Consider the following 21,916-nt stretch of genomic DNA (forward strand, 5'->3'; position numbering starts at 1 on the left):
CAGCCAACGTACCGGCTCATCCACAATGGCATCAGCCACGCAGGATGGACGACGCTTCACCCGTCCACCGCTCACGATCGCAACGGTGGAAAAAAACGGCGTTGTCCATCCTACGTAAGGGCCTTCCACCCCGCTGTCATTCCGGTTCATGGCAACGTCTCAAAGCTCCCAGTTGCCCAGGTCGGCATCGATGCCCTCGCCGCCCGCGATGCCATCGGCGCCCAACGAATAGACATCGACCCGACCATGCTCGCCCGGGCTGCGGTACTGGTAGGAATTGCCCCACGGGTCCTGCGGCAAGCGGCGGATGTAACCGTCAGCGCGCCAGGAGCGCGGCAGCGGTTCGACGGTGGGTTTGATCACCAGGGCCAACAGCCCCTGCTCGTTACTGGGGAAGCGCAGGTTGTCGAGGCGGTACATGTCCAGTGCCTGTTCGAAGGTCGACAGATCGGCCATCACCTTCTGCTTCATGGCCTTGTCCTGGCTACCCAGCACGCTGGGCGCAACCACGGCGATCAACAGCCCCATGATGAAGATCACCACCATGATTTCCATCAGGGTGAAGCCCCGTTGAGTGAAACGATTGCTGCGCATGATGGCTTTCCTCTTCAAAGTGTCAGGCCCTGATTGAGCTGCATGATCGGCAGCAGCACGGCCATTACGATGAACAGCACCACGCCGCCCATCACCAGAATCATCAGGGGTTCGAATAGCGCCATGGCGGTGTCCACCTGGCGAGCGAAGCCACGCTCCTGGTTGTCCGCCACGCGTTCGAGCATGTCCGGCAGGGTGCCGCTGGCTTCGCCACTGGCGACCATGTTCAGCAGCAACGGTGGAAAATGGCCGCTGGCCTCCAGAGCGCGGTGCAGGCTGACGCCGCCCTTCACCTCGCTGCCGACCCGCTCCAGGGCCAGGCGGATGCGCCGGTTGTTGACCGTGGCGGTCGCCACTTGCAGGGCTTCGAGCAATGGCACGCCACTGCCGGCGAGGATCGCCAGGCTGCGCGACAGCCGGGCACTTTCCAGGACCTGCAGGAGCACGCCGACCTGGGGCAGGCGCAGCAGCAGATCATCGCGGCGCAGGCACCAGTGCGCCTTGCGCAGCAGCAGCTTGCCGACCAATGCCGCCAGCAGTGCCGCTCCCAGCAGCCAGGGGCCGAGCAGCACCAGCGTATTGCTGATGCCGATCAGCAGCGTGGTGATCCACGGCAGGCTCTGCCCGGCATGGGTGAACTGTTCGGTGAGCTTGGGCACCACGAAGGTCATCAGGCCGATCACCACGGCCAGGGAAACGCCCATCAGCACGGCCGGATAGATCAGCGCGGTGCGGGCCTTGTGCTGTTGCCGCTGGACCTGCTCCAGGTGCTCGGCCAGGCGTTCGAGCACCTGGGCCAGGCGACCGGAGCGCTCGCCCGCCTCGACCAGCGCGCAATACAGCATCGAGAACACGCCGCCCTGACGCGCCAGGCTGCGGGCCAGGCCAACGCCCTCGGCGAGGGAGCCGCGCACCGCCACCAGCAGGCTGCGCAGCGCTGGCTGGACCAGCTGCCGCTCCAGAGTACCCAGTGCGTCGACCAGCGGAATGCCTGCGCCGGTGAGGGTCGCCAGTTGCCGGGTCAGCTCGCACAGTTGCGCACGGCTGACCCGCTGGCGGCGCGGCTGCCGGCTTTGCGGGTCGTGACGATGCAACTCGCGGGCGAACAAGCCGCTCTCGCGCAGCAGCTGCCGGGCATGGCGCTCGCTGTCCGCCTGCAGACTGGCCTTGTGCGGCTTGCCAGCCAGGTCGACGGCCTGATAGCGATAGGTCGGCATACTCAGCCCTGCACCGCACGCAGCACTTCAGCGAGGCTGGTGTCGCCGCGTGCCAGGCAGTCGCAGGCCATGGCCGACAGGCTCTGCCGACGATCCTCGAGGTAGGCCTGCATGCTCACCTCGCTGGCGCCGCTGTACAGCAGCGCGATCAGCCCGGCATCCAGCTCGATGAATTCGTAGAGCCCCAGGCGGCCCTGATAACCGCAACCCTGGCACTCTTCGCAGCCGACCGGATGAAAGCTGTACTCGAGGCCGGCCAGCTCCGGCATCAACTGCCGTTCGGCGGCCTGCAAGGGTCTACGCTCGGCGCAACTGCACAGGCGGCGCACCAGGCGCTGGGCGAGCACGCCACGCAGGCAGGAGGCGATCAGGAAGGGCTCGATACCCATGTCGCGCAGCCGCGTCACGGCGCCCACTGCACTGTTGGTATGCAGGGTCGACAACACCAGATGCCCGGTGAGGCTGGCCTGCACGGCAATCTGCGCGGTTTCCCGATCACGGATTTCGCCAAGCATGATCACGTCCGGGTCCTGGCGCAGGATCGCCCGCAGGCCACTGGCGAATGTCAGCCCGGCACGCGGGTTGATGGCGGTCTGGCCGATACCGGTGATGGCGTATTCCACCGGGTCTTCGACGGTGAGGATGTTGCGGCTGCCGTCATTCAGGCTGTTGAGGCTGGCGTAGAGGGTGGTGGTCTTGCCCGAGCCGGTCGGGCCGGTGCTCAGCACGATGCCGTTGGGGCGGCCCAGACAGGCACGCAAGCCCTGCTCCACGGCAGGCGGCATGCCCAGGTTGGGCAGCGCCAGCAGGCTGGCCTGCTTGTCGAGCACGCGCATCACCACCCGCTCGCCATGAATGCCCGGCAGCGTGGAAACCCGCACGTCGACCTCGCGGCCGGCGGCCCGCAGGGTGATGCGGCCATCCTGGGGCTGGCGTTTTTCGGCGATGTCCAGCCGTGCCATGACCTTGATCCGCGACACCAGCATGGCTGACAACGCCCGTGGCGGGCGCAGAACCTCGCGCAGGTGGCCGTCGATGCGCAGGCGCACCACCAGGCTCTGCTCGAAGGTCTCGATATGGATATCCGAGGCCTGCAACTGCAGCGCCTGGGCGAACAGGCCATTGATCAGGCGGATCACCGGCGCCTCGTCGTCGCTCTCGAGCAGGTCCTCGATGCGTGGCATGTCATTCATCAGGCTGTCGAGATCGACCTGTTCGCCAATGCCCTCGATCAGCGCCGCATTCGCCCCCTCGCCGGCCTGGTACAGCTGGCCCAGGCGCCGTTCGAACTCGGCCCGCGGCAAGTGACACACCGCGCCGGGCGCACCTTCGACACGCAACAGTTCCTGCAACTGGTCGCTGTCGGCGTCATCGCACAGCCACAGGCTCCAGCTACCCTCGCTGGGCACCCAGGCCAGGCCGGCCTGACGGGCCAGACGGTAGGGCAACAGGCTCATTACCAGGCGCCTCCATCGAGGCGTGCGCGGCTTGCCGGGAAGAGCTGCTGCAGCCGGACATCGCCATCCAGCGCGGGTAATTTGAGCGCCGTCTCGCGCTGCAGATTCTGGTATTTGTCGGCACTGAAACTGGCGATGCTTGGCCCGTCACGCAGGATGCGCGGACGAATGAACACCATCAGGTTCTGTTTGACGCCGCTCTTGCCGGAGGAACGAAACAGCCGGCCGAGCCCGGGAATGTCACCGAGCAGCGGTACTTTCTGATCCGTATTGCTGACTTCATCGCTGATCAGCCCGCCGAGAATGATCAGGCCATTGTCCTCGACCATCACCTTGGTCTTGATCTCGCGCTTGTTGGTGATCACATCGCTGGCCGAGGCGTAGTCGGCGATCGACGACACCTCCTGAACGATATCCAGGCGCACGCTGTTGTCGATATTGATCTGCGGCTTGATGCGCAACTTCACACCGACCTCGCGGCGCTCGATGGTCTGGTACGGGTTGCTGTTGTTCTGGGTCACCGAGCCGGTGACGAAAGGCACTTCCTGGCCAACCAGAATCGACGCCTCGGCGTTGTCCAGGGTCAGCAGCGTCGGCGTGGACAGCAGGTTGAAGCCGCTCTTGCTCTTCAGCGCATTGAGCAGCACGGCGAAATTGAACCCGCCACCGAAATGGCCGATGCCGGCGGTCGCGCCGTTGACCCCCGAAAGCAGCTCACCGAGGGCGGCATTGTCACCACTGGCCGCCGCACCGGCGATACCCGCGATGTTCGCGCCGCCCGCGCTGAAGTTGACCACCCCGGCGCCAAGTTTCTCGTCGGCGAACAGCCACTGCACGCCCAGCTCTTCGGCACGGGAATCGGAGACCTCGGCGATGATCGCCTCGACCACCACCTGAGCACGGCGGATGTCCAGTTGTTCGACGATGGAGCGGTAGGCTGCCAGCTCGCTGTCCGGGCCGACCATCACCACTGCGTTGGTGCCCTCCTCGTACTCCAGGCGTACCCCCGAATCACTGATCGGCAGGCGCGCAGCCTGGACGCCCTCCGTGCCCTCGCCGGGGGCCTGGGGGGCCTCCTGACTGAGACCGCGCAACACCTTCACCACCTCACTGGCGTTGGCATGGCGCAGGTAGATCACCTGGGTATTGGAGCTGCGCAGTTCGCCACCCGGCCGATCCAGTTGTGTCAGCAGGGCGCGCACCCTTTCGCGGCTATCGGCACTGCCTCGTACCAGCAAGGCGTTGCTGCGCGGGTCGGCGATCACCTGGGCGCTGTCGCCGCCCTTCTCGCTGGCCAGCAGGCGAGTGATCAGCACGCTGGTGTCGGCAGCGCTGGCATGCTGCAGGGGCATCACCTGCAACGGCTCGTCACTGACCTGATCGAGCTCGGCCAACAGACGATCGATACGTTCCAGATTGCTGCGCCAGTCGGTGACCACCAGCAGGTTGGCGGCGGGATACGGCGTGATGACACCCACCCGAGGGTCGATCAGCGGCTTGAGGATGCCGAGCAGCTGTTCGCTGGCGGCGTTGCGTACGCTGAATACCCGGGTGGCGATACCATCGCCGCCCGCCTGCTGCCCGCCGCTGGGGTCCACGGGCACCGGCTCCAGGCGCGCCGCCTGATCGGGGAGAATCTTCACGCTGCCGTTAGGCAGATTGACCGCGGCGAAACCCTGGGCACGCAGTTGCGCGAGGAAGATGTCGTAGATCGCTTCGCTGTCATGGCGCTCGACCGTGCGCACGGTGACCTTGCCCTTGACCCGCGGGTCGACGATAAAGGTCGTCCCGGTGATCTGCGACACGCTGTCGATGAACTCGCTGAGCTCGGTGTCGACGAAATTCACCTCGTACAGCGGCGACTCGGCGACCGGCAGATCCAGCACGTCATCGGCCAGAGACTGGGTCGAGCCCAAGGCCAACAGAGCGGCCAGGCAGTAGCGAACGATCATCTCTTATCCTTGCCGCTTGAAGCCGGTCACGGCAGGCCGTGGCGGCCAGGGCAGGCGCTCGCGCCGCCCCTGGTTATCGAAAATAAGCCCTGTTTCGTCGATGTCCTGCAGCACGATGCCGGGCCCCAGGCGTTGCCCACGGCTGAAGCTGCGGACCTGCTCGCCGTAGCGCAACACCACCACGGTGGCGCTCAGCGGCACCGCGCGCAGCCCGCCCAGGTACTGGATCGGCAGGCGCGTGAGCGGCAATGCGTCGCCATCGGCATTCAGTTGCCAGTGGCCCACCAGCAGGCCAGGGGGCGCTGCCACATCGACGGCAGCGGCACGGGCCGGTTGCGGTTCACGGCTGAGCTGCAATACGCACTGCGCCGCCAGCCAGGCACCGAGGGTCAGCCAAAAGCCGCTCCACAGTCGCTGCGCGCTGATCAACTGACGCCTCTGGGATGCCAGCCGGGATGGCCCTGTACGTAACGCACGCTAGGCAGATGCAGAGCAGGTAGCTGCCAGTCGCTTGGCTGCCTGGTCAGCCAGGCCTCCACACGCTGCCAGAGGGGTTCGCCTGGGCTGGCGTCATCGGTCAGTGACACGCTGCGGCACAGGCCGTCGAGTGGAGCCAGACCGGAAACCCGCTTGCCGGTCGGGCTGTAGTTGACCTGCCAGGCCTGCCCCTGCCAGCGCGGCAGATCCTGGCTGTTGTCGAGCAACAGGGGATCGCCGAACAGTTGATCGGCTGCGTTTTCCAGCACGCTTTCGAGCGGCTTTACCGGCGCCTCCACGACGGGGGCCGGATAGCCGCCAGTCAGGCTGATCAGTTGTTCTCGGGTAATCGCCTGGCCAGCGGCTACCGGGCTGTCGTAACGCAGGCCAGGCAGCAACACCTGCATCTGGCCGTCATCGGAGAGCGCCTGATGCAGCAGGCGGTCCCAGCTGCCACCCCGGGTGTCGCGACGCCACAGCGCCTGCGGCGCCTTGGCCAGGGGCTGATCGAGCCAGGCGGCGTGAGGCGCTCGCTGGCCCTGCAACTGCGTCCGCAGGCGCGCCGCATGCGCCTGACCTGCCGGGGACAGCAGATGTTCGAACGCTGGGTGAAAGCGCGCGACGAAGGTCCATTGCCCCGCCTGCCGCTGGCAAGCGATATGAAAGGCACCGCTGGCCCGGCAGCCGCCCAGCACCACCGGCACCCGTCTGCCGCTGCTCTGCAGCACCTCGATCGGCGCCGGCCAGAAGTCCTGACCACGGGCACACAACAGCAGATCGGCATCGCTCAGTCGTTCGGCCAGCCACAGGCCGGGACCGGTCCCCACATCGGCCAGGGCGATGACCAGATCGGCCTGGGCACGTGCTTCCCTGAAGGCCGGTAGCAGCGATTGGTACCACTGTTTCAGTGAGGCATTCTGATCCCCGGCATAAGGGTCGGTAATCCCCACTACCGCGATCCGCACCCCGGCGCGCCGGATGATGGTGAAAGGCTCGCTACCCAGCGCCTCGGCGTCTGCAAGGCCGGCACCGACGACGGGCCGAGCGAAATGCCGATAAAGGCCGGCACAGCGTTGTGGCCACAGCACGCGCTCATCGCTGCTGACCCGCACCTCGCTGCCCAGCAACTGGCTACCCTGCGCGCCACTCTCTCCCTGGGTCAGATAGGCCAGCCCACTGCCGTTCCAGCCCTGGCCGTTCTCCAGGGTCAGGCAGCGCTCGACGCCGTGGCGCTGACGCAGCTCTTCCAGCAAGGCACCCAGTACGGCGTAACCACCGGTGCTGACGCCTTCGGCCAGGCGCGCATCGAGCAGCGGATTGAGTTCGCTGCGGGCCTGGTGGGCATTGCTGCCACTGAGCCAGGGCGCTCGCCCAAGGTGGGAAACCGGCCCCAGCCGAGTGGCCGGCACCACCGGTTGACCCGGCTGGCGGGCATCCAGGGTATCGGCGAAATACAGCAATTCCAGTTCGGATTGGCCATTCTGCCGCGGGGTTGCGAAGCCCGAGCAGGCGCTGAGCATCGGGGCCATTGCACCGATGCCCATCCAGCTCATCACTTCACGTCTGCCGATGTTCGTCATCGCCCCGCTCGCCTCATCTTTATGCATTGTCGGGGCGGGATACTGGGCAGCTTATGTGACAGTTTAATGGCGGTTATTCGACAGCCATACCTCGGTCATCAATCGAAAAAATCAGATAAATCAGAAAGGTAGCGTCACAAAGCTTTCAATAGCCGTTAACAGAACTGCCAGAAAATCATCACATTCGGTCTCTAAAGTCCCGGTTTCCTCAAGCCGCTTCAACAGAAAAAGGACATGACCTGATGAGTCGAGATACCGGCGATAACCTGGACCGCAACCCCAGTGGCAACCTGCCGATGGCATCGGTTCTGGATTCGTACCTGAGCCGCCGCAGCGTGATGCGCGGTGGCCTGGGCGCCGCGATCGCCATGATCGCGGGCACCGGCCTCACCGGCTGTTTCGACAGCGGCGGTTCCAGCAATGACAGCCCTTCCACCGAGCCACCCGCCGAGCCGAAACTGGCTCTCGGCTTCCAGTCGATTGCCGGCTCGCGCACCGATGCCTGCGTGGTAGCTGCCGGTTACAGCGCCTACGTGCTGGCCCCTTGGGGAACGCCGTTCAACAGCGCCGGTGGCACCTGGAAAGCGGATGGCAGCAACACCTCCACCGAGCAGGAAAACTCGGCAGGCATGCACCACGACGGCATGCACTTCTTCCCCATCAACGGCAGCTCCGATGATGGCCTGCTGGCGATCAACTACGAATACATCGACGAAGATGCCCTGCACCCGAACGGCCAGACCACGATCAACGGCCGGCGCCCAGCCGAAGAAGTGCGCAAGGAGATCAACGCCCATGGCGCGGGTGTGATTCGCATCAGCAAGGTCAGCGGCCGCTGGCAGGTCGTCGATAACGATCCGCTGAACCGTCGCTTCACCACCGCCACCGTGATGGATATTTCCGGCCCGCTGCGCGGCACCGACCACGTCAAGACCAAGTTCTCGATCAACGGCACCGAAACCCGCGGCACCAACAACAACTGCGGCAACGGCTACACCCCGTGGGGCACGTATCTGACCTGCGAAGAGAACTGGCCGTCGATTTTCATCAACACCTCCCCCCGTCCTGCCGATCAGTCACGTATCGGTGTCGGTACCAGCACTGGCCGCTATGGCTGGGAAACCGCTGCCGGGGATGCCTCGGAACAGAACGACGAATTCACCCGTTTCAACATCACCCCGAGCGGTGCGTCGGCGACCGACGACTACCGCAACGAAGCCAGCACCTATGGCTACATCGTCGAGATCGATCCGTACGATTCCAGCACCCGTGCCGTGAAGCGTACCGCCCTGGGCCGTATTCGCCACGAAGGCTGCTGGCCGGCGCTGCCGGTAGTCGGCAAGCCGGTGGTGTTCTACACCGGTGACGACTCGAACAATGAGTACCTGTACAAGTTCGTCTCCGACGCGGTGTGGGACGCTGCCGATGCCAACCCGAGCGACCGCCTGGCCACCGGTGCCAAGTACATGGACAGCGGCACCCTGTACGTCGCCCGCTTCGATGCCGACGGCACCGGTGCCTGGATCCCGCTGGTAGCGGCCACCCAGACCACCGACGGCAGCACCCTGGGCACCAAGTTCACCGACCTGCCGGGGATCATCCTCAACACCCGCGGCGCGGCCGATGCCGTCGGCGCGACGCCGATGGACCGCCCGGAGTGGACCGCCGTCAACCCGCTCAATGGCGACGTTTACCTGACCCTGACCAACAACAGCGCGCGCACTGCGGCCGCCGTTGACGCTGCCAACCCACGCGGCCCGAACCGTCACGGTCACGTGATCCGCTGGCATGACAGCGACGATCAGCTCAGCTTTGCCTGGGATATCTTCGTGTTCGGCGCCAACGCCTCGGGCACCCCCGACATCAACCGCTCCGGCCTGACCGAACTCAACCAGTTCGCCAGCCCGGATGGCATGAGCTTCGACAGCCGCGGGATTCTCTGGATCCAGACCGACAACGGCGAATCGAGCGTGACCAGCTACACCAACGACCAGATGCTGGCGGTAATCCCCACCAACCTGGTCGATGCCAGCGGCAAGCAGGTACCGGTCAATGCTCAGAATCAGGTGGATCTGCGCCGTTTCTTCGTTGGCCCGAACGGCAGCGAAGTGACCGGCATCGCCTTCACGCCGGACAACAAGACCATCTTCGTCAACATCCAGCACCCGGGTAACTGGCCATCCACCGACGTCGCCACGGACGAAACGCCAGCCGGCACCAGCGTCCGCCCACGCGCCTCCACGGTGGTGATCCAGCGCAACGACGGCGGCGAAATCGGCGTCTGACCTGCCCACGCGGCACGGGGTCATCTCGCGCCGTATCTCTTAGCCTGGATCGAGCACCGCGACATCCAGGCCCTTCTTTCCGTGTATCGCCACGCTCGACACCGGCTACCAAAGCACCCGGTGCGTAGCCTGCGATTGCTGACAACGGCATGCCATCCGCTGGGTGAGCAGGACCGCATCGCCCGCAAGCGGGCTCCTACGGGTTAGATCACCACGTATCGTCAGAGCTGGCTAACAGCGCATTCGCGCCGGGGGCGACGCTCCTACGAATGCAGTGCCGGACGACCATCTTGCAGGTACACCGATCCTGTAGGAGCCGGCTTGCCGGCGATCCGCGGACGTACCGTCAATTCATCTGAATACCCGGTGCGCAGGCCGCGATCAATGACAACGGCATGCCATCCGCTGGATGAACACGACCGCATCGCCCGCAAGCGGGCTCCTACGAATGCAGTGCCGGAAGACCAGCTTGCAGGCACACCGATCCTGTAGGAGCCGGCTTGCCGGCGATCCGCGGGCGTACCGTCAATTCATCTGAACAGCCACTTTGTAGCCTGCGATTGCTGACAACGGCATGCCATCCGCTGGATGAGCAAGACCGCATCGCCCGCAAGCGGGCTCCTACGGATTAGATCACCACGTATCGTCAGAGCTGGCTACCAGCGCATTCGCGCCGGGGGCGACGCTCCTACGGATGCAGTGCCGGACGACCAGCTTGCAGGCACACCGATCCTGTAGGAGCCGGCTTGCCGGCGATCCGCGGACGTACCGTCAATTCATCTGAATAACCACTTCGTAGCCTGCGATTGCTGACAACGGCATGCCATCCGCTGGATGAGCAAGATCGCATCGCCCGCAAGCGGGCTCCTACGAATGCAGTGCCGGGCGCCCAGCTTGCAGGCACACCGATCTTGTAGGAGCCGGCTTGCCGGCGATCCGCGGACGTGCCGTCAATTCATCTGAATACCCGGTGCGCAGGCCGCGATCGATGGCAACGGCATGCCCATCCGCAGGATGAGCACGACCGCATCGCCCGCAAGCGGGCTCCTGCACGGCTAGGCGACTTGCGCTACAAGGCAAATGGCAAGGGTTCGCGGCTGATCACCTGCACCCGCTGCACCGGCACCTGCGCATGCCAGCGCACCACACCCTGAGCCTGCACCTGAAACTGGCTGCTGATCAGCCGGTCATCCTGCTCGAACTCTAGCTGCAGCATGAAATCACCGCTGTTGAGCAGCAAGCCCTCACTGAGGCGCTCGAACGCCAGGTCGTCCACGGCTCCCAATGCCTCGCGCAAGGCGGCCACATCCGGGTAACCGTTGGCTGGTCGGCCGGTGATGATGCGGGTCAGCAGCGAACGTGCGAACTCACCCTCGTAGAGCGCATCGAGCAGGGGCAAATGCTCCAGGCTCAGGGCATTGGCATTCAAGCGCCAGCCCGATGTCTGCGGCAGCGCACAGAGTTGCGGATAACGCAGTTGTCGACCAGGTTGCGGCGTGAGCAGCAGGTTCAGTTCGCTCATGTCCACCATGGGCTGATTGGCAGCGAGCCGCGGCGGCGTCTGGCGCAGGTACTGATCGCTTTCGGCACCGTGCAGGCGGCTCTGGCCGTCGCTGTCGATCCAGTCCGCCAGGGCATGCACCAGTTGTTCGGCGGCCAGGTCGTCACCGAGCAGGTATTGCAGCTGACGCTCGGCCCGTTCGGCCTCCTGTCCGGCCAGCGCATTGACGTTGAAGCAGCTGTGCAGATCACGAATGCGCAAGGTCGCCGCACCGCCGGCGAAGTCGTAACGCAACGGCTGCCCGCGCAGGGCTTGCCAGAACAACGGGCTCTGCCGCCAGGCAGGATCCCTGAGTGCCTGTTCGGCGAACGCCAGGCCGGCGACCTCCATGGCTCGCGCCTGGATTCGCTGCTGTTGCAGGCGCACCGCATCGACCTGTTGCCGCCCTTGCTGCACCATCCACGCCAGCCCACCGGCGAGCATGGCCAAGGCCACCAGCACCATCAATAACGCTGCTCCGTGCTGCCGCCTGCCACCCATCGCTCACCCCTCGAACCAAGAGCCGACAGTCAACAGGCTGAATGTTGCAGAGAGGTGGCAGCCACCTTTTTTCGTCATCGACGCGTCACCGTAGCGTCACAAAGCCCAGGCAGATTAGCCCTTCAATTTCATAGCGTTGGAGAGTTTTCATGGGCGGCATCGGTATCTGGCAACTGGTCATCGTGCTGTTGATCGTGTTTCTGTTGTTCGGCAGCAAACGCCTCAAGACGCTGGGTGGCGATCTCGGTGAAACCATCCAGGGTTTCCGCAAATCCATGGCCAGCAACAGCGAAGCGGACGAGTCGCCGGCACAGGTCCAGCAGCAGGCACCGCTGTCGGGAACCGCTCAACAGTCCCACACCCACACGGATCGCCAGGCCTGATGTTCGAAATAGGCTTCACCGAACTGCTGCTGGTTAGCGTGGTGGCACTGCTGGTGCTCGGCCCGGAACGCCTGCCGGTCGCAGCCCGCACCCTGGGGCGCGGCCTTGGCCAGGCAAAACGGGCGATGGGCATGCTGCGTGATCAGGTAGAACGTGAACTCGATGCCCAGGCCGTGAGCAAGGAGCTGGACGCCGCGCCGTTGCGGCAACTGGAGCAGGAACTGCGTCGCGGCATCAACCTGCAGGAGCCGCAACCAGCCGTAGGCAAATCGGAGGGCAGCGCATGAGCAGCATGCCATTGACCGCTCACCTAGGCGAACTGCGCAAGCGGCTGGTGCGCTGCCTGCTGGTGATTCTGCTGGCCTTCCTCGGCCTGTTCCCCTTCGCGCAGACCCTTTACACACTGATATCCGAACCGCTGCGCCGCTACCTGCCCGAAGGCGCGAGCATGATCGCAACCAGCGTGACGTCGCCTTTCCTGGCGCCATTCAAGCTGACCATGATGGTCGCCGTGTTCCTCTCCATGCCGGTACTGCTGCATCAGGCGTGGGGGTTCGTGGCACCGGGGCTGTATCGCCGCGAGCGGCGCATCGCAGTGCCCCTGCTGGTCTCGAGCATTCTGTTGTTCTATGCAGGCATGGCCTTCGCGTTCTTCGCGGTGTTCCCGATGATGTTCGGCTTCTTCGCCAGCGTCACGCCGGATGGCGTGGAGATGATGACCGACATCGCCCTGTATCTGGATTTCATCCTCGCCCTGTTTCTGGCATTCGGGCTGGCCTTCGAAATTCCCGTGGCAACCTTCATCATCGTCTGGGCCGGGCTGACGGATGTCGACACGCTGCGCCGTAGCCGACCCTACGTGATCGTCGGCTGCTTCGTGGTCGGCATGCTGCTGACCCCGCCAGACGTATTCTCGCAAACCATGCTGGCGGTGCCGATGTGGCTACTGTTCGAAGTCGGCCTGATCGCCTGCGGCAGCATCCAGCGTCGGCCGGAGCGGGAACCTGCGCAGGAATTGGTCGCGACGGAGTAGCGTTGCAGCCAGCCCTGGAGCGCGGTGAAGTGACCAGCGCGCTCTACAGGGCCTTCTGACTCATCGAAACCGCTTGCCAACCCCTGGCATGTGCGGCGAGCGAACTCGCCGCTTCACCCTCGTCCATCCTCGCTACTGCGCCCTGCAAGAAGGGCTGCTCCTGCCATGAGCACTTCGCCACTCGCACCTGTCTAGCGGCCTCCCACGTCGGCTATGACGCTCGGCGACACGACCATCAAAATTTATATTGCGCACAAAATTAAATAGCACTAAATTCACTGCCAGCAAATTACTTTGCGCGCAAAGCATTTTACCAAGACAGCATCACAGCCATGCAGCCCAAAGCTTCACCCGTCGTCACATCGCCGTGCGCTTGACCCTCACCTGAACTCACTCGCCTCAAAGGAACGCGCTCATGACACTCACCAAAGTCTTCGCCAGTGCCGCACTCGCTCTGTCCATCGGCCATGCATTCGCTGCAGAAAGCCCCGCCGTCGAGCAGCAAACGCAGGGGTTCCTCAACGCTCTCGCCGCAGGCGGCGGACAACCACTTGAAACCCTTGCGCCCAAGGATGCTCGCGCCGTGCTAAGCGGCGCGCAGGCTGGCGCCAAGCTGCCGGCAGCGGACGTCAGCCACAAGGCGATCACTGTCGACGGCCAGACCATCAACCTCACGGTGGTTCGTCCGGCGGGTGTCAAAGGCACGTTGCCCGGCTTCATGTTCTTACATGGTGGCGGCTGGGTGCTGGGCGATTACCCAACCCATGAGCGGTTGATCCGCGACCTGGTCAACCACTCCGGCGCCGCTGCGATCTACGTTGACTACACGCCGTCTCCCGAAGCGCATTACCCGACAGCGATCAATCAGGCGTATGCCGCGACACGCTGGGTAGCCGAGCATGGTCAGCAGATCGAGGTGGATGGCAAGCGGCTGGCCGTGGCCGGCAATAGCGTGGGCGGCAACATGGCAGCCGTGGTTGCGCTGATGGCCAAGGACAAGGGCACACCGAAGCTGAAATTCCAGGCTCTGCTGTGGCCGGTCACCGATGCGAATTTCGATACGCCGTCCTATCGGCAATTCGCCGAGGGGCACTTCCTGACCCGCAACATGATGAAGTGGTTCTGGGACAACTACACAACCGATGCCAAGCAGCGCGCGGAAATCTACGCCTCGCCTCTGCGCGCGACCAGGCAGCAACTGCAAGGCCTGCCGCCAGCTCTGGTGCAGACAGCCGAGCTCGATGTGCTGCGTGACGAGGGTGAAGCCTACGCTCGCAACCTCAACGCTGCCGGCGTCACCGTCACCGCCGTTCGCTACAACGGCATGATCCATGACTATGGCCTGCTCAATGCACTGAGCCAGGTGCCGACCGTGCGCCTGGCAGTACAGCAGGCCGGCGAAGCGCTCAAGCAGAACCTGAAGTAAGCGAAAACGGAAAAGGCCCCGCAACATCTGGTGTTGCGGGGCCTTTTTTATGGAATCTAGAACGTCAAATCAGAGAGACGCCACACTTCGAAGGCGGGCATTTCGTAGGGATGGCTTTTCTTCATGGCCTTGACTGCGTTGTGGATCAGCTCATCGGCCACCACCAGCTCGACCTTCCATTCGGCGAGGGTTGCCAGCTCACCGCTTTGGCCAATGAACGGCGCGCTGCCTTCCAGCGGACGAAACTGCCCGCGGCCCAGGGTTTGCCAACAGCACTGTTCATAGTCGCCGACACGCCCACCGCCAGCCGAGAATACGGCGGACTTGACGCTTTCCAGATGACTTTCCGGAACGTAGAAACAAAATTTGTACATCAACTACTCCGCTGCAAGTCGCTGAAAACAATGAGCTAATCATGCCACAGAATGATGGCACATTGCCGTACCGGGTTCGTGACGTAGCCGACACTGCTGATATATTCAGACTCGCCCCACAAGGCGCCGTTCCCGACCGGAAAGACGTTGTAATGGGATTGGGCTATGCGTCGCACACTTCACCTGACGACATTGTGCGTTGCAGCGATGATGGGTTACGGCGCGACGAAAACCTTGTGATTGCCCAAGCCGGAACGGCCTCCCCACCCTGCAGGTGCAGCCTTAGCCGTAACGTTGAAACGAAAAACGCCAGGCAATGCCTGGCGTTTTTCTTGTCACCGACTGCGGATCAGTCGACCCACACCCGCGCATTGCGGAACATGCGCAGCCAGCCGCCATCTTCCTGCCACTCGTCCGGGCGCCAGGAGTTCTGCACGGCGCGGAACACGCGCTCCGGGTGCGGCATCATGATGGTCACGCGGCCATCGCGGCTGGTCAGGCCGGTAATCCCGCGCGGCGAACCGTTGGGGTTGGCCGGGTAGCTCTCGGTGACCTTGCCGTGGTTGTCGACGAAACGCAGTGCGATGGTGCCGGACAGGTCGGCCTCCAGCAGTGCCTCTTCGCTTTCGAACTCGGCATGACCTTCACCGTGGGCGATGGCGATCGGCATGCGCGAACCGGCCATACCACGCAGGAAGATCGACGCCGACTCCTGCACCTGAACCATGGCCACGCGGGCTTCGAACTGCTCGGAGCGGTTACGCACGAAGTGCGGCCAGAACTCGCTACCCGGGATCAGCTCGTGCAGGTTGGAGAGCATCTGGCAACCGTTGCACACACCAAGGGTGAAGCTGTCCTTGCGCTCGAAGAAGCCCTGGAAGGCATCGCGGGCACGGGCGTTGAACAGTGCCGACTTGGCCCAGCCTTCACCGGCGCCGAGTACGTCGCCGTAGGAGAAACCACCACAGGCGACCAGGCCCTTGAAGTCGTTCAGGTCGACACGCCCGGCGAGGATATCGCTCATGTGCACGTCCAACGCGGCGAAACCGGCGCGGTCGAAGGCCGCGGCCATTTCCACCTGACCGTTGACACCCTGCTCACGCAGCACGGCAACCTGCGGACGTACGTCCTTCTTGATGTAAGGCGCAGCGATGTTGTCGTTGACGTCGAAGCCGAGCTTGACGCTCAGCCCAGGGTTGTCTTCTTCCAGCAGCGCATCGAACTCCTGATCCGCGCAGTCGACGTTGTCACGCAGACGCTGAATGCGATGGCTGGTCTCGGCCCACTGACGCTGCAGCAGGCGACGCTGGCCGGTGAACACCGGCTGGTCGTTGAAACTGATGGCCACATCGCCGTTGTTGACCGGCTGGCCGATCACCGCGACGCAGTCGCCAAGGCCGGCAGCGCTGAACTGCGCCAGCACGTCCGGGGTAGCGTCCTGGCGAACCTGGATCAGCGCACCGAGTTCTTCGTTGAACAGGATGGCCGCCAGTTCCTCGCTGCCCTCGGCAAGGCCGTCGAGCTGCAGGTTCAGGCCGCAGTGACCGGCGAAGGCCATTTCCAGCGCACTGACCAGCAGGCCGCCGTCGGAACGGTCATGGTAGGCCAGCAGGTGACCGTCGGCGTTGAGGCCCTGGATCACCGCGAAGAACGCCTTGAGGTCTTCGGCGTCGTCGACGTCCGGCGCCTGACGGCCCAGCTTGCTGTACACCTGGGCGAGGATCGAAGCGCCCATGCGGTTCTGACCACGGCCAAGGTCGATCAGGATCAGATCGGTCTCGCCCTTGTCCATGCGCAGCTCGGGAGTCAGGGTCTTGCGCACATCGGCGACCGGCGCGAAACCGGTAACGATCAGCGACAGTGGCGAGGTCACGCTCTTCTCCGCGCCCTCCTCGCTCCACTTGGTCTTCATCGACATCGAGTCCTTGCCCACCGGAATGGTCAGGCCCAGCTCCGGGCACAGCTCCATACCGACGGCTTTCACCGTGTCGTACAGACGTGCGTCTTCGCCCGGGTGACCCGCGGCGGACATCCAGTTGGCCGACAGTTTGATGTCCGAGAGTTTCTCGATGCGCGAAGCGGCGATGTTGGTCAGGGTCTCACCGATCGCCATGCGCCCGGACGCCGGGGCGTCGAGCAGTGCCAGCGGGGTGCGCTCGCCCATGGCCATGGCTTCACCGGTATAGACGTCGAAACTGGTAGCGGTGACGGCGACGTCGGCCACCGGAACCTGCCACGGACCGACCATCTGATCTCGGGCGACCAGGCCAGTGATGGTGCGGTCGCCGATGGTGATCAGGAAGCTCTTGCTGGCCACGGCCGGGTGGCGCAATACGCGCTCGGCGGCTTCGGTGATGTCCAGGGTGCTAGGATCGAAGTCATCGCCCAGCTCGGCCTCACGGGTTACCGAACGGTGCATGCGCGGCGGCTTGCCGAGCAGCACTTCCAGCGGCATGTCCACCGGCGTGTTGCCGAAATGGCTGTCGGTTACGGTCAGTTGCGGCTCTTCGGTCGCTTCACCGACTACCGCGAACGGGCAGCGCTCGCGCTCGCAGATGGCCTGGAAACGCTCGAAATCGACGGCGCTGACGGCCAGTACATAACGTTCCTGGGACTCGTTGCTCCAGATCTCGTGCGGGGCCATGCCCGGCTCGTCGTTGGGCACGTTGCGCAGTTCGAAGCGGCCACCGCGGCCACCATCGTTGACCAGCTCCGGGAAGGCGTTGGAGATACCACCGGCGCCAACGTCATGGATGAAGGCGATGGGGTTCTGGTCGCCCAGTTGCCAGCAGCGGTCGATGACCTCCTGGCAGCGGCGTTCCATTTCCGGGTTCTCGCGCTGTACCGAGGCGAAATCCAGATCGGCCGAGCTGGCGCCGGTGGCGACCGACGAAGCGGCGCCGCCGCCCAGACCGATCAGCATTGCCGGGCCGCCGAGCACGATCAGCTTGGCGCCAACGGTGATCTCGGCTTTCTGCACGTGATCTTCACGGATGTTGCCCATGCCACCGGCAAGCATGATCGGCTTGTGATAACCGCGCACTTCGTCGCCATGGGGAGTGCTGATCGACTGTTCGAAGGTACGGAAATAGCCAGTCAGCGCCGGACGACCGAATTCGTTGTTGAACGCGGCGCCACCCAGTGGGCCTTCGATCATGATGTCCAGCGGCGTGACGATGCGCTCGGGCTTGCCGTAGGCCTGCTCCCACGGCTGCTCGAAGCCGGGGATATTCAGGTTGGAGACGGTGAAACCGGTCAGACCGGCTTTCGGCTTGGCGCCGCGGCCGGTGGCGCCCTCGTCGCGAATCTCGCCGCCGGAACCGGTGGAAGCCCCCGAGAACGGCGAGATGGCCGTCGGGTGGTTGTGGGTTTCCACCTTCATCAGGATATGCACCGGCTCCTGCACCGCGCCGTACTGGCGGGTTTCAGGATTGGGGAAGAAACGCCCGGCGGTGTGGCCGACGATGACCGATGCGTTGTCCTTGTAAGCGGACAGCACGTTTTCGCTGTGCATCTGGTAGGTGTTCTTGATCATGCCGAACAGGGATTTCTCCTGGCTTTCGCCGTCGATGTCCCAACTGGCATTGAAGATCTTGTGGCGGCAGTGCTCGGAGTTGGCCTGGGCGAACATCATCAGTTCGATGTCGTGCGGGTTGCGCTTCAGGCCCTGGAAGGCGCTGACCAGATAATCGATCTCGTCTTCGGCCAGGGCCAGGCCCAGGTCGGTGTTGGCCTTTTCCAGTGCGGCGCGGCCGCCACCGAGGATATCCACGGCGGTCAGCGGCTTGGGCTCGGCATGGCTGAACAGCTTGGCGGCGTCCTGCAGGTTGCTCAGCACCAGTTGGGTCATGCGGTCATGCAGGAGGGCGGCCGCCTGCTGCACATCGGCTTCGCTCAACTCACCCGACACGTAATAGGCGATGCCCCGCTCCAGGCGGCGAATCTTGCCAAGGCCGCAGTTGCGGGCGATGTCGCTGGCCTTGCTCGACCAGGGCGAAATGGTGCCGAAACGCGGGATGGTCAGCAGCAGACGACCACTGGGCTCCTGCACCGGCACACTCGGGCCGTACTTCAGCAAACGGGCCAGCACTTGCTCTTCATCGGCACTCAACGCACCGTCGACATCGGCAAAGTGTGCGAACTCGGCGTAAAGGCCGGTCACAGCAGGAACCTTGCCGGTCAGTTGCTCGAGCAATTTACCGTGACGAAAAGCAGAAAGGGCGGGAGCGCCGCGCAGGATCAACATCGGGGACAGCCTCTGGGAAGGGGGTGTACTTTGAGGCCGCATATTCTAGCCTAAAGCGTCGTCTGCGGCACGCCCGCTCGCGCCCTGCGGTCATCGGCACGTGGCGAGCCACATAAGCCGAAAAAAGCGCATTTGCCTAGCAGAGCGAAGCGGTGCTGTCCAGATATGGAACGGCACGACGTTGGCGTATACTGCCCCGATGCCCTCCTCCTACCTGATTGGCAAGCGCTACGCCGGTTGGCTCTCGGCGATCGGATTACTCCTGATGCTCAGCGGCTGCGCGGAACCTCCCAGCAGCCTTGAGCGTATCAAGGAGGAAGGCGTGCTGCGCGTGATAACCCGCAACAGCCCGGCTACCTACTTCCAGGATCGCAACGGTGAAACCGGCTTCGAGTACGAACTGGTCAAGCGCTTCGCCGACGATCTCGACGTGAAGCTGGAAATCCAGACCGCCGACAACCTCGATGACCTGTTTTCCCGCCTCGGCCAGCCCAACGGGCCGGTGCTCGCGGCCGCCGGTCTGGTGGAAAGCCAGGGGCGCCAGCAAAGCGCACGCTTCTCCGTGCCCTATCTGGAAGTGACTCCGCAGATCGTCTACCGCAACGGCCAACGCCGCCCGAGCCGCCCTGCGGATCTGCTCGGCAAGAAAATCCTGGTGCTCAAGGGCAGCAGTCATGCCGAACAGCTGGCTGCATTGAAGATCGAGGAGCCGGACCTGCAGTACGAGGAGTCGGCCGATGTGGAAGTGGTCGACCTGCTGCGTATGGTCGATGAAGGGCAGATCGACCTGACCCTGGTCGACTCCAACGAGCTGGCCATGAACCAGGTGTATTTCCCCAACGTACGCGTTGGCTTCGACCTCGGCGACTCGCGCAATCTGGGCTGGGCCGTGGCCCAGGGCGAAGACACCAGCCTGCTCGATCAGGTCGACGGTTTTCTGCGCCGCTCTCAGGACAACGGCAGCCTGCAACGTCTGAAGGAGCGCTACTACGGCCACGTCGATGTACTCGGCTACGTCGGCGCCTACACCTTCGCCCAGCATCTGCAGCAACGCCTGCCGCGTTATGAGAAACACTTCCGCAAAGCCGCCCAGGAAAACGGCCTGGACTGGCGCATGCTCGCCGCCGTGGGCTATCAGGAATCGCTCTGGCAGCCCGGCGCCACCTCCAAGACGGGCGTGCGCGGGCTGATGATGCTGACCCTGCGCACCGCCCAGGCGATGGGTGTGTCCGACCGTCTCAACCCGCAGCAGAGCATTCAGGGCGGCGCCAAGTACCTGGTGCACGTCAAGGAACAGTTGCCGGACAGCATCCCCGAACCGGATCGCACCTGGTTCGCCCTCGCCTCCTACAACATCGGCGGTGGCCATCTGGAAGACGCCCGCAAGCTGACCGAAGCCGAGGGCATGGACCCCAACAAGTGGCTCGACGTACAGAAGATCCTGCCGCGCCTGTCGCAGAAGCAGTGGTACAGCAAGACCCGCTACGGCTACGCCCGCGGCGGTGAGCCGGTGCATTTCGTGCGCAACATCCGCCGCTACTACGACATCCTCACCTGGGTGACCCAGCCGCAACTGGAAGGCAGCCAGGTCGCCGAAAGCGGCCTGCACGTCCCCGGCGTCTCCAAGGACCACCCCGAACAGCAGGACAAGACGCCGCTTTAGCGCGCTGTCGTGAAGGGTTCCTCCTCCAGACCACTGCAGTCGTCAGATCGGTTCGCCGGCCGGAGCAAGGTGATCCATTGTCCGTAGAGAAATGCTCGCGGGCGATAGCGTTTGCCGGATCGCATCGCTGGCAAGTCAGCTCCTACAATTGGGATCGCCAGATCACCACCAGTCCGTAGGAGCCCGCTTGCGGGCGATAGCGTTTGCCAGATCGCATCGCTGGCAAGCCAGCTCCTACAGTTGGCATCACTGGATTAGCCACGGTCCGTAGGAGCCCGCTTGCGGGCGATAGCGTCTGCCGAATCGCATCGCTGGCAAGCCAGCTCCTACAATGGGAACCACTGGATCAGCTCCAGTCCGTAGGAGCCCGCTTGCGGGCGATAGCGTCTGCCGAATCGCATCGCTGGCAAGCCAGCTCCTACAATGGGAACCACTGGATCAGCTCCAGTCCGTAGGAGCCCGCTCGCGGGCGATATCGCCTGCTGGATCGCATCGCTGGCAAGCCAGCTCCTACAATTGGCATCACTGGATTAGCCACGGTCCGTAGGAGCCCGCTCCCGCGGTGTGATGATGAAGATTGTTTTAGATACGGAGAGGCACGGGAATGGATTCCAGCCACTTTGCCCGCCGAGGGCATGCTTTGCGTTCGGGGCGCGTTTCCGAGCACGGGCGTATTTATCTGCTGACTGCAGTCACCTTGAATCGACTACCCATCTTCCGTGACTGGCAACTCGCTCGCCTCCTCGTGGCGGAGATGCGTCGACTACACGATGGCATGCATCTGCGCTCGTTGGCCTGGGTGATCATGCCCGACCACCTGCACTGGCTGATTCAACTGGAAAACATGCCACTGGAAAAGCTGATGCGGCAATTGAAGTCGCGTAGCGCCATCAGCATCAATAACTACCGTGGCCGTAGCGGCCGGCTCTGGCAGAAAGGCTTCCACGACCATGCCCTGCGCCACGCGGATGCGCTGTTGCCAACAGCCCGCTACATAGTCGCCAACCCCTTGCGCGCAGGACTGGTTCGCCATCTAGCCGACTACCCCCTCTGGGACGCCGTCTGGCTCGAAGACCAGCGCTGATCGCCAGCAAACTCTGGTTGTAGGAGCCCGCTCGCGGGCGATAGCGCCTGCCGGATCGCATCGCTGGCAAGCCAGCTCCTACAATTGGCATCACCGGATCACCA

16 protein-coding genes are annotated in these 21,916 nt (G+C 63.9%); 7 read left to right on the forward strand and 9 right to left on the reverse strand.

Translation table 11 applies throughout. The annotated features are described in order from the left end of the window. Window positions 1–159: 159 nt before the first annotated feature. From gspG to QRN22_RS18840, 6 genes are read right to left on the reverse strand one after another with little or no spacing between them, the layout of a single operon-like run. Window positions 160–594, reverse strand: coding sequence for a type II secretion system major pseudopilin GspG (gene gspG / locus QRN22_RS18815; protein WP_042551969.1), 435 nt, complete (start codon window positions 592–594; stop codon window positions 160–162). A 14-nt stretch (window positions 595–608) separates the two neighbouring features. Then, window positions 609–1,811 (reverse strand): type II secretion system inner membrane protein GspF, encoded by a 1,203-nt coding sequence (gene gspF, locus QRN22_RS18820; protein ID WP_042551970.1) that lies wholly within the window; start codon window positions 1,809–1,811, stop codon window positions 609–611. A 2-nt stretch (window positions 1,812–1,813) separates the two neighbouring features. Continuing rightward, the gene (locus QRN22_RS18825; protein ID WP_082045693.1) at window positions 1,814–3,262 is read right to left on the reverse strand and encodes a GspE/PulE family protein; all 1,449 of its coding nucleotides are present in this window, start codon (window positions 3,260–3,262) and stop codon (window positions 1,814–1,816) included. Window positions 3,263–3,267: 5 nt separating this feature from the next. Further along, window positions 3,268–5,202 (reverse strand): type II secretion system secretin GspD, encoded by a 1,935-nt coding sequence (gene gspD, locus QRN22_RS18830; protein ID WP_419761270.1) that lies wholly within the window; start codon window positions 5,200–5,202, stop codon window positions 3,268–3,270. A gap of 21 nt (window positions 5,203–5,223) precedes the next feature. Continuing rightward, window positions 5,224–5,649 carry a pilus assembly protein PilZ gene (locus tag QRN22_RS18835; protein WP_042551973.1) on the reverse strand — a complete coding sequence of 142 codons (426 nt, stop codon included), beginning with the start codon at window positions 5,647–5,649 and terminating at the stop codon, window positions 5,224–5,226. Further along, window positions 5,646–7,277 carry a bifunctional UDP-sugar hydrolase/5'-nucleotidase gene (locus QRN22_RS18840; protein ID WP_042551974.1) on the reverse strand — a complete coding sequence of 544 codons (1,632 nt, stop codon included), beginning with the start codon at window positions 7,275–7,277 and terminating at the stop codon, window positions 5,646–5,648. Before QRN22_RS18840 ends, QRN22_RS18835 begins: the two co-directional genes overlap by 4 nt. Window positions 7,278–7,519: 242 nt before the next feature. Between QRN22_RS18840 and QRN22_RS18845 the strand changes: the two genes are divergently transcribed. Then, complete coding sequence (locus QRN22_RS18845; protein ID WP_042551975.1) at window positions 7,520–9,562, forward strand: PhoX family protein; 2,043 nt, start codon at window positions 7,520–7,522, stop codon at window positions 9,560–9,562. Between the two features lie 1,069 nt (window positions 9,563–10,631). On the opposite strand, the gene gspK is transcribed toward QRN22_RS18845, so the two are convergent. Next, window positions 10,632–11,603, reverse strand: a complete 972-nt coding sequence (gene gspK, locus QRN22_RS18850; RefSeq protein WP_042551976.1) for a type II secretion system minor pseudopilin GspK — start codon at window positions 11,601–11,603, stop codon at window positions 10,632–10,634. A gap of 149 nt (window positions 11,604–11,752) precedes the next feature. Between gspK and tatA the strand changes: the two genes are divergently transcribed. From tatA to QRN22_RS18870, 4 genes are all read left to right on the forward strand, one after another. After that, window positions 11,753–11,986: a twin-arginine translocase TatA/TatE family subunit gene (gene tatA / locus QRN22_RS18855; RefSeq protein ID WP_042551977.1), complete on the forward strand. Its 234-nt coding sequence runs from the start codon at window positions 11,753–11,755 to the stop codon at window positions 11,984–11,986. Beyond that, the gene (gene tatB, locus QRN22_RS18860) at window positions 11,986–12,273 is read left to right on the forward strand and encodes a Sec-independent protein translocase protein TatB (RefSeq protein ID WP_042551978.1); all 288 of its coding nucleotides are present in this window, start codon (window positions 11,986–11,988) and stop codon (window positions 12,271–12,273) included. Before tatA ends, tatB begins: the two co-directional genes overlap by 1 nt. Continuing rightward, entirely contained in the window at window positions 12,270–13,019 is a 750-nt protein-coding gene (gene tatC / locus QRN22_RS18865; RefSeq protein ID WP_042551979.1) for a twin-arginine translocase subunit TatC, read from the forward strand. The genes tatB and tatC overlap by 4 nt, the downstream gene beginning before the upstream one ends. Before the next feature lie 415 nt (window positions 13,020–13,434). Next, window positions 13,435–14,445 (forward strand): alpha/beta hydrolase, encoded by a 1,011-nt coding sequence (locus QRN22_RS18870; protein WP_042551980.1) that lies wholly within the window; start codon window positions 13,435–13,437, stop codon window positions 14,443–14,445. Window positions 14,446–14,501: 56 nt separating this feature from the next. On the opposite strand, the gene QRN22_RS18875 is transcribed toward QRN22_RS18870, so the two are convergent. Both QRN22_RS18875 and purL read right to left on the reverse strand, forming a co-directional pair. Next, entirely contained in the window at window positions 14,502–14,819 is a 318-nt protein-coding gene (locus QRN22_RS18875; protein ID WP_042551981.1) for a YqfO family protein, read from the reverse strand. 349 nt (window positions 14,820–15,168) lie between these two features. Continuing rightward, window positions 15,169–19,065, reverse strand: coding sequence for a phosphoribosylformylglycinamidine synthase (purL, locus tag QRN22_RS18880; RefSeq protein ID WP_042551982.1), 3,897 nt, complete (start codon window positions 19,063–19,065; stop codon window positions 15,169–15,171). Window positions 19,066–19,264: 199 nt separating this feature from the next. Here purL and mltF point away from each other — a divergent pair, with 199 nt between their 5' ends. Both mltF and QRN22_RS18890 read left to right on the forward strand, forming a co-directional pair. Next, entirely contained in the window at window positions 19,265–20,728 is a 1,464-nt protein-coding gene (gene mltF, locus QRN22_RS18885; protein WP_042551983.1) for a membrane-bound lytic murein transglycosylase MltF, read from the forward strand. Window positions 20,729–21,332: 604 nt separating this feature from the next. Beyond that, window positions 21,333–21,812, forward strand: a complete 480-nt coding sequence (locus tag QRN22_RS18890) for an REP-associated tyrosine transposase (RefSeq protein ID WP_042551984.1) — start codon at window positions 21,333–21,335, stop codon at window positions 21,810–21,812. Window positions 21,813–21,916 lie beyond the last annotated feature (104 nt).

The organism is Pseudomonas sp. MEJ086 (assembly GCF_030209025.1).
GTDB lineage: Bacteria > Pseudomonadota > Gammaproteobacteria > Pseudomonadales > Pseudomonadaceae > Aquipseudomonas > Aquipseudomonas fulva_A.

Bases quoted from the DNA above. Each gene is read 5' to 3' on its own strand.
- gspG (WP_042551969.1), bottom strand. From the start codon at position 594: ATGCGCAGCAATCGTTTCACTCAACGGGGCTTCACCCTGATGGAAATC.
- gspF (WP_042551970.1), bottom strand. From the start codon at position 1,811: ATGCCGACCTATCGCTATCAGGCCGTCGACCTGGCTGGCAAGCCGCAC.
- QRN22_RS18840 (WP_042551974.1), bottom strand. From the start codon at position 7,277: ATGACGAACATCGGCAGACGTGAAGTGATGAGCTGGATGGGCATCGGT.
- QRN22_RS18845 (WP_042551975.1), top strand. From the start codon at position 7,520: ATGAGTCGAGATACCGGCGATAACCTGGACCGCAACCCCAGTGGCAAC.
- gspK (WP_042551976.1), bottom strand. From the start codon at position 11,603: ATGGGTGGCAGGCGGCAGCACGGAGCAGCGTTATTGATGGTGCTGGTG.
- tatA (WP_042551977.1), top strand. From the start codon at position 11,753: ATGGGCGGCATCGGTATCTGGCAACTGGTCATCGTGCTGTTGATCGTG.
- tatB (WP_042551978.1), top strand. From the start codon at position 11,986: ATGTTCGAAATAGGCTTCACCGAACTGCTGCTGGTTAGCGTGGTGGCA.
- tatC (WP_042551979.1), top strand. From the start codon at position 12,270: ATGAGCAGCATGCCATTGACCGCTCACCTAGGCGAACTGCGCAAGCGG.
- QRN22_RS18870 (WP_042551980.1), top strand. From the start codon at position 13,435: ATGACACTCACCAAAGTCTTCGCCAGTGCCGCACTCGCTCTGTCCATC.
- QRN22_RS18875 (WP_042551981.1), bottom strand. From the start codon at position 14,819: ATGTACAAATTTTGTTTCTACGTTCCGGAAAGTCATCTGGAAAGCGTC.
- purL (WP_042551982.1), bottom strand. From the start codon at position 19,065: ATGTTGATCCTGCGCGGCGCTCCCGCCCTTTCTGCTTTTCGTCACGGT.
- mltF (WP_042551983.1), top strand. From the start codon at position 19,265: ATGCCCTCCTCCTACCTGATTGGCAAGCGCTACGCCGGTTGGCTCTCG.
- QRN22_RS18890 (WP_042551984.1), top strand. From the start codon at position 21,333: ATGGATTCCAGCCACTTTGCCCGCCGAGGGCATGCTTTGCGTTCGGGG.